Below are 6,194 nucleotides of genomic sequence, written 5' to 3' on the forward strand. Positions count from 1 at the left end.
CGCCTCCCGCAACACAACAACACGGACCGACCCGTCAACAGGGACTGGCAGCGGGTTCAAAGGACAAGAAGAATGGCGGGCGAACGCGCTCAGAATCTGCAGGACACCTTTCTCAATCACGTTCGCAAGAACAAGATTCCGCTGACGATCTTCCTGGTCAACGGCGTGAAGCTGCAAGGTGTCGTGACCTGGTTCGACAACTTCTGCGTGCTGCTACGGCGCGACGGGCACTCGCAGCTCGTCTACAAGCACGCGATCTCGACCATCATGCCGGGCCATCCGGTGCAGCTGTTCGAGCAGGGCGAGGAGGGGGCCGAGAAGGCCTGATCCCGTCTCCGGACAGCCGGCCGCGGAGCCGCGCGCCCGCCCGCATGCGGGCTCATCGCCAGTATCCAGGCCGCACGGAGCGGCCTGTTTTTTGACGTTCCATCTTTTGACGGCCGAAAGCGCGATTCCCGCGCCGCTGGCGCGGCCGGCCGCTTGATTCTCCCGCCGTCCCATCCAACCTCTGTCCGATCGACTCCCGACGATACGGGAGCAGCCGGAGACACGATGGAACCGCGGACACCGGGCGAGATCCGCCTGCAGCGCCAGGCCGAGCCGGAGGCCGCGATCGCGGCCGAGACCCGCACGCTGGTGATCGGCCCCTACCAGACGAAGCGCGATGCCGCCGGGGCCGAGCCCCGCCCACCGCTCGCCCGCCTCGACGAGGCGGTGGGCTTGGCCGCCGCGATCGAGCTCGACGTGGCCGACAAGCTCCTCGTCACGGTCCAGCAGATCCGGCCCTCGACCTTCCTCGGCAAGGGCCGGGTGGAGGAGATCGCCGGGCGCATCGAGGCCGACGGGATCCGCCTCGTGGTGATGGATTGCGCGCTCTCGCCGGTGCAGCAGCGCAACCTGGAGAAGGCCTGGGGCGTCAAGGTCATCGACCGGACCGGCCTGATCCTGGAGATCTTCGGGCGCCGCGCCTCGACCCGCGAGGGCACGCTGCAGGTCGAGCACGCGCATCTGGCCTACCAGCGCAGCCGGCTGGTGCGGTCCTGGACCCATCTCGAGCGCCAGCGCGGCGGCTTCGGCTTCCTCGGCGGCCCGGGCGAGACCCAGATCGAGGCCGACCGACGGATGATCCAGGAGCGCATGACCCGCATCGAGCGCGAGCTTGAGACCGTCACCCGCACCCGCGGCCTGCACCGCCGCTCCCGGCGCCGGGTGCCGTACCCGATCATCGCCCTCGTCGGCTACACCAATGCGGGCAAGTCGACCCTGTTCAACCGCCTGACCCGGGCCGAGGTGCTGGCGGAGAACATGCTGTTCGCCACCCTCGACCCGACCGCCCGGGCGATCAAGCTGCCGCACGGCGAGACCGCGATCCTGTCCGACACCGTCGGCTTCATCTCGGACCTGCCGACCATGCTGATCGCCGCCTTCCGGGCGACGCTCGAGGACGTGATCGAGGCCGACATCCTGCTCCACGTCCGCGACATCGCCCACGAGGACGCGGAGGCGCAGGGCGCGGACGTGGCGGAGGTGCTCGCCGAACTCGGCATCGAGCCCGATGCCGACCGCATCATCGAGGTCTGGAACAAGGCCGACCTCCTCGACGAGGCCGAGCGCGAGCGCCTGCTCAACCTGAGCCGGCCGAACGGGGCCAAGAGTCCAACGGGCAAGGACGCACCCAAGCCCGTCCTGCTCTCGGCCCTGACCGGCGAGGGCATCGACCGCCTGATGAGCCGGATCGAGGCCCGGATCGCAGCCAGCCGCACGAGCTTCGCGGTGATCCTGGAGCCGGCGCAGGGCGCGGAGCTGCACTGGCTCTACGAGAACGCCGAGGTGCTCGACCGCCGCGAGGACGCGTCGGGCGCCCTGCACCTCGTGGTCCGGGTCGCGCCCGAGAAGGAGCCTCGCTTCCTCAACCGGTTCGGCGCGGCGCGGCGGCTGAAGGGGACTTGACGCGAGGGCGCGACTCCCACCCCTGAGGCGAGGTTCGCGCTCTCGACGCTCGCATGCCGATCCACCGCCTCGCCATCTCCGGCTACCGCTCGCTGCGCGACATCGTCCTCGGCCTCGACCGGCTGACCGTGGTGACAGGCGCCAATGGCAGCGGCAAGTCGAGCCTCTACCGCTCCTTACGGCTCCTCGCCGAGGTCGCGCAGGGGCGGGCGATCCCGTCGCTCGCCCGCGAAGGCGGCTTCACCTCGGCCCTGTGGGCGGGGCCGGAGACGTTCGGGCGCCGGGTCCTCGACGGCACGCACCGGGTCGAGGGCACGGTGCGGCGCAATCCCGTAGAGCTGAAGCTCGGCTTCTCCGACGACGATTACGGCTACGCCATCGCGCTCGGCCTGCCGGCCCCGTCCTACGAGGGCACGTTCTTCGCCCATGATCCGGAGATCAAGGCGGAGAGCGTCTGGACCGGGCCGATCATCGGGCGGGCGAACGTCTTCGCCGAGCGCCGCGGGCCGCTGGTGCGGCTGCGCGACGAGGCCGGCGCCTGGCGCGAGGCCCTGCGCGACCTGTCCACCTTCGACAGCCTGATGACCCATGGCGCCGATCCCCGCGACGCCCTCGACGTGCTCGTCCTGCGCGAGCGGATGCGGGCCTGGCGCTTCTACGACCATTTCCGCACCGACCGGGACGCGCCGGCGCGCCGGCCGCAGATCGGCACCCGCACGCCGGTGCTGGCCGGCGACGGCGCCGACGTGGCGGCGGCGATCCAAACCATCATCGAGATCGGCGACCGGGAGGCCCTCGACGCGACGATCGGCGAGGCGTTCCCGGGCTCGTCCCTCGCGGTCGCGACGAGCGACGGCCAGTTCTCGCTGGAGCTGCGCCAGCACGGGCTGCTGCGGCCCCTGCGCGGGGCGGAGCTGTCGGACGGGACCTTGCGCTACATCCTGCTGGCCGCAGCGCTCCTGTCGCCGCGCCCGCCGGACCTGATGGTGCTCAACGAGCCCGAGACCAGCCTGCACGCCGACCTGCTGGCGCCGCTCGCCGGGCTGATCGCGCGGGCGGCCGAAGGCACGCAGGTCGTGGTGGTGTCGCACGCCGCCGCGCTCGTCGCGGCGCTGGAGCGGGCGGGAGCGTCCCGCATCACCCTCGAGAAGCGCCTCGGCGAGACCCTCGCTCCCGACCACGACCCGCCGTCCTGGACCTGGCCGAAGCGCTGACTTGGCGAAGCGCTGACTTGACCAGAACGGCGACTTGGCCAGAGGGGTAGACGGTCTCAGGCGGCGGCCAGCACCTCCGGCGGCCAGCCCCGACTCTCGGCCAGGTGCACCTGGTGGAAGAAGATCGTGTTGCTGATGAACGAGGGCGGCAGCATCGCCAGCAGCAGCCCGTAGAGGAACGGGTCGGCAAGGGCCTGGGCGCGGGTCGCGCCGCAGACCGGACCGGCATGGATCGTCGCCTCCGGCATCCGCTCGCACCGCACGAGGTGGCGGGCGAGGGGAAGCGCCCCGAGGAGGACGAGCGCCGCGATCCCGAGCCAGGCGCCGCGCCAGCCGAGGAGCGCCGCGGCGGCCACGAAGGCGAGGGGCAGGCAGGCCTGGCCGGCATTGAGCCCGGTGGCGGCGAGCGACACCGCCCGGCCACGCTCCGCCGAGAACCAGCGCCCGAGGAGGGTGTAGGCGGTCTGCAGCATCAGTCCCTGGCCGGCGAGGCGGAGCAGGAACAGGCTGATCCCCAGGATCAGGAGGTTCGGCGCCAGGCTGAGGCCGGCGGCGCCCGCCGCGAGCAGGCCGGCGGCGAGGCTCACCACCCGAGAGGCCGGCCAGCGGTCGAGGACCCCGCCGAGCCCCGCCAGCACCGCAGCCGAGGCCAGGGTGACGCCGGCATAGAGCGTCCCGAACGCCCCGTCCGACAGCCCGAACTCCCGCCGGATCGCTCCGCCCGACAGGGCGACCACGAAGGTCTGGCCGAAGCAGGAGCAGAACAGCAGCAGGAACCCCGCCGCGAGCCAGCGGGCATTGGCCTTGAGGAAGGGGATCATGGGGTGGGGGCCTGGCGCGGGACGCGGCGTCGGGGAGGAGCGCGGCTCAGGCCACGAGCCGCGCCCCCGTCTCCTATCTTCGCGCCCTGCCATCGACACGTCGATGACAGGGCGCTCGGCGCGGGGCCACAGGCCGGGCTCTCGCGCCGGCGCCCGTTCGGGCTTCAAGCCCGCGCCATCGAACGCGTCCGTTCGACGGCGCCGCGGTGTCACTGCGAGCGGCGCCCGAACGAGATCGCGTAGGACTGCACCCGGGCGTCGATCAGCGGGTCGTCGGAGACCTCGACGCCGTCCGGCAGGTTGTTGGGCATGAACAGCAGCGCCTTCTCGGCGGTCTCGCTGTCGGGCACCGCCTTGGTCAGGGTCAGGGTGCCGAGGTCGGCGAGGCGCCGGTCCTCCGGCCACGGGATGGTCGAGTCCCTGGTCGAGTCGCCCGGAGCGGCGATCTGGGCCAGCACCCGGAACGAGACCGCCTCCTTGGCGAGCCGCGCCGGCAACTCCTCGACCAGGAAGTTCGGGCCCTTCGCCTTGGCCTCCGCGGCGCTCAGGATCTCCTCGCCGGCGACCGGCACGAAGCGGTAGCGGAACGCCTTGCGCTTGCCGGCGCCGTCGACGAGCACGAAGGCGTTGACGCCGTTGTAGGTCTGGCGGGCGAAGCTCGACGGGGTCGCGGCGGAGGCGAGCGCCTTCGGGGCCTGCGGGTGGGCCGCCATGAACTGCTCGACCGGGGTGGGCTTCTGGGCGTCGGGGCCGCTCCTGGTGATCGCCACCAGGAGATCGCGAAACTCCTCGCCCGTCGCCACGGGGAAGAACTTCAACGAGTTGGTGACGACGTCCATCTCGGAGCCGTCGGCCGCCTTGAACTTGATCGACAGGCCGTGCGGGCTGGCCTCGGGCGCGCCGTCGGGGATCGCCGGCAGGCCGGTCGCGTCGGAGAAGCGCACCGTCACCGGCACGGCGGCGCCGGAGAAGACGCTCGCCTTGCTCAAGGTCGCGGCCTCCTTCGAGGGGGTGAAGCGGCCCTCCACCACCACGCCCTTGGCGTGGTTCGCGCGCTTGCCGGGGTGCTCGCCGAACAGCTTGGTCATGGCCGCGATGGTCTGCTCGGCCGTCTGCGAGGGATCCTGTGCCGAGGCACCCTGGGCCGAGGCGTCCCGGACCAGGGCGGCGGGCGCGGCGAGCAGCAGCGCGGCGCCGAGGAGCACGCGCCCGCTCAGCGCGCGGCGGATCGTGGCGTGGGTCATCGTTGGTCATCCCTCACAGGGGCCGGTTCGGCCGGCGCGAGATTGACCCCAGGATTAAATTGCGCGCAAGCGATCGGCGCATCAAGAATTCGTCAAGGTCCGGGCGAGGGGGAGCGGCGCCTCAGCCCTCCCGCCGCTTCACCGCGGCCCAGGCCGCCTCCATCGCGGCAAGGCCGGCCTCGGGCAGGCTGCGGCCGTCCCGCGTCACCTCGTCCTCCATCGCGGCGAAGCGGCGCTGGAACTTCAGGTTGGCCCGCCGCAGGGCCTCCTCCGGGTCCACCCCGGCGTGGCGGGCGAGGTTGGCGACCGAGAACAGGAGGTCGCCGATCTCCTCGGCCACCGCCTCCGGCCCTTCCTCGGCCAGGGCCTGCGCCACCTCGTCGGTCTCCTCGCGCACCTTGGCGACGACCTCCTTCGCGTCCGGCCAGTCGAAGCCGACCGACGCCGCCTTGCGCGAGATCTTCTCCGCCCGGGTGAGGGCGGGGAGCGCCTGGGGCACGCCGGCGAGGGTGCCCTGCGGGGGGCGCCCCTTCGCGGCGTTCTCCTCGGCCTTGATCGCCTCCCACTGCGCCTTGACCCCGGCGGGGTCGAGGTCGCGGCCCGCGCCGAAGATGTGGGGATGGCGGCGGACCATCTTGTCGGCGATGGCGGTGGCGACGTCGTCGAAGCCGAAGGATCCCGCCTCCTCGGCGATCCGGGCCTGGAACACGACCTGGAACAGCAGGTCGCCGAGCTCGTCGCGCAGGTCGTCCGGATCGCCCCGCTCGACCGCGTCGGCGACCTCGTAGGCCTCCTCGATCGTGTAGGGGACGATGCTGGCAGGGGTCTGCGCCAGGTCCCAGGAACAGCCGCCCTGCGGGTCGCGCAGCCGCGCCATGATCCCGAGAAGCCGCGCGATCGGGGTGGTGCTCATGTTCCGTCCGCCATCCGCCCGCGCCGCCCCTGGCGGCGCCTCGCCGCCGCCG

General features: G+C 72.2%; 6 protein-coding genes. 3 read left to right on the forward strand and 3 right to left on the reverse strand.

Annotation, left to right across the window (positions count from 1 at the left end; translation table 11 throughout):
• The first annotated feature begins 72 nt into the window (after positions 1 to 72).
• From hfq to VQ02_RS26100, 3 genes are all read left to right on the forward strand, one after another.
• Entirely contained in the window at positions 73 to 327 is a 255-nt protein-coding gene (hfq, locus tag VQ02_RS26090) for an RNA chaperone Hfq (protein WP_048429571.1), read from the forward strand.
• A gap of 225 nt (positions 328 to 552) precedes the next feature.
• Positions 553 to 1,950: a GTPase HflX gene (hflX, locus tag VQ02_RS26095; protein ID WP_048447157.1), complete on the forward strand. Its 1,398-nt coding sequence runs from the start codon at positions 553 to 555 to the stop codon at positions 1,948 to 1,950.
• A 53-nt stretch (positions 1,951 to 2,003) separates the two neighbouring features.
• Positions 2,004 to 3,164 (forward strand): AAA family ATPase, encoded by a 1,161-nt coding sequence (locus tag VQ02_RS26100; RefSeq protein WP_048447158.1) that lies wholly within the window; start codon positions 2,004 to 2,006, stop codon positions 3,162 to 3,164.
• Between the two features lie 56 nt (positions 3,165 to 3,220).
• Here VQ02_RS26100 and VQ02_RS26105 read toward each other — a convergent pair whose 3' ends face one another.
• The 3 genes from VQ02_RS26105 to mazG form a co-directional block, all read right to left on the reverse strand.
• Entirely contained in the window at positions 3,221 to 3,985 is a 765-nt protein-coding gene (locus VQ02_RS26105) for an MFS transporter (protein ID WP_048447166.1), read from the reverse strand.
• Between the two features lie 209 nt (positions 3,986 to 4,194).
• Positions 4,195 to 5,229, reverse strand: coding sequence for a catalase family peroxidase (locus VQ02_RS26110; RefSeq protein ID WP_083469466.1), 1,035 nt, complete (start codon positions 5,227 to 5,229; stop codon positions 4,195 to 4,197).
• 121 nt (positions 5,230 to 5,350) lie between these two features.
• Positions 5,351 to 6,142, reverse strand: coding sequence for a nucleoside triphosphate pyrophosphohydrolase (gene mazG, locus VQ02_RS26115; RefSeq protein WP_048447159.1), 792 nt, complete (start codon positions 6,140 to 6,142; stop codon positions 5,351 to 5,353).
• Positions 6,143 to 6,194 lie beyond the last annotated feature (52 nt).

Source organism: Methylobacterium variabile, assembly GCF_001043975.1.
In the GTDB taxonomy this organism is placed as follows: Bacteria; Pseudomonadota; Alphaproteobacteria; order Rhizobiales; family Beijerinckiaceae; genus Methylobacterium; species Methylobacterium variabile.

Bases quoted from the DNA above. Each gene is read 5' to 3' on its own strand.
- hfq (WP_048429571.1), top strand. From the start codon at position 73: ATGGCGGGCGAACGCGCTCAGAATCTGCAGGACACCTTTCTCAATCAC.
- hflX (WP_048447157.1), top strand. From the start codon at position 553: ATGGAACCGCGGACACCGGGCGAGATCCGCCTGCAGCGCCAGGCCGAG.
- VQ02_RS26100 (WP_048447158.1), top strand. From the start codon at position 2,004: ATGCCGATCCACCGCCTCGCCATCTCCGGCTACCGCTCGCTGCGCGAC.
- VQ02_RS26105 (WP_048447166.1), bottom strand. From the start codon at position 3,985: ATGATCCCCTTCCTCAAGGCCAATGCCCGCTGGCTCGCGGCGGGGTTC.
- VQ02_RS26110 (WP_083469466.1), bottom strand. From the start codon at position 5,229: ATGACCCACGCCACGATCCGCCGCGCGCTGAGCGGGCGCGTGCTCCTC.
- mazG (WP_048447159.1), bottom strand. From the start codon at position 6,142: ATGAGCACCACCCCGATCGCGCGGCTTCTCGGGATCATGGCGCGGCTG.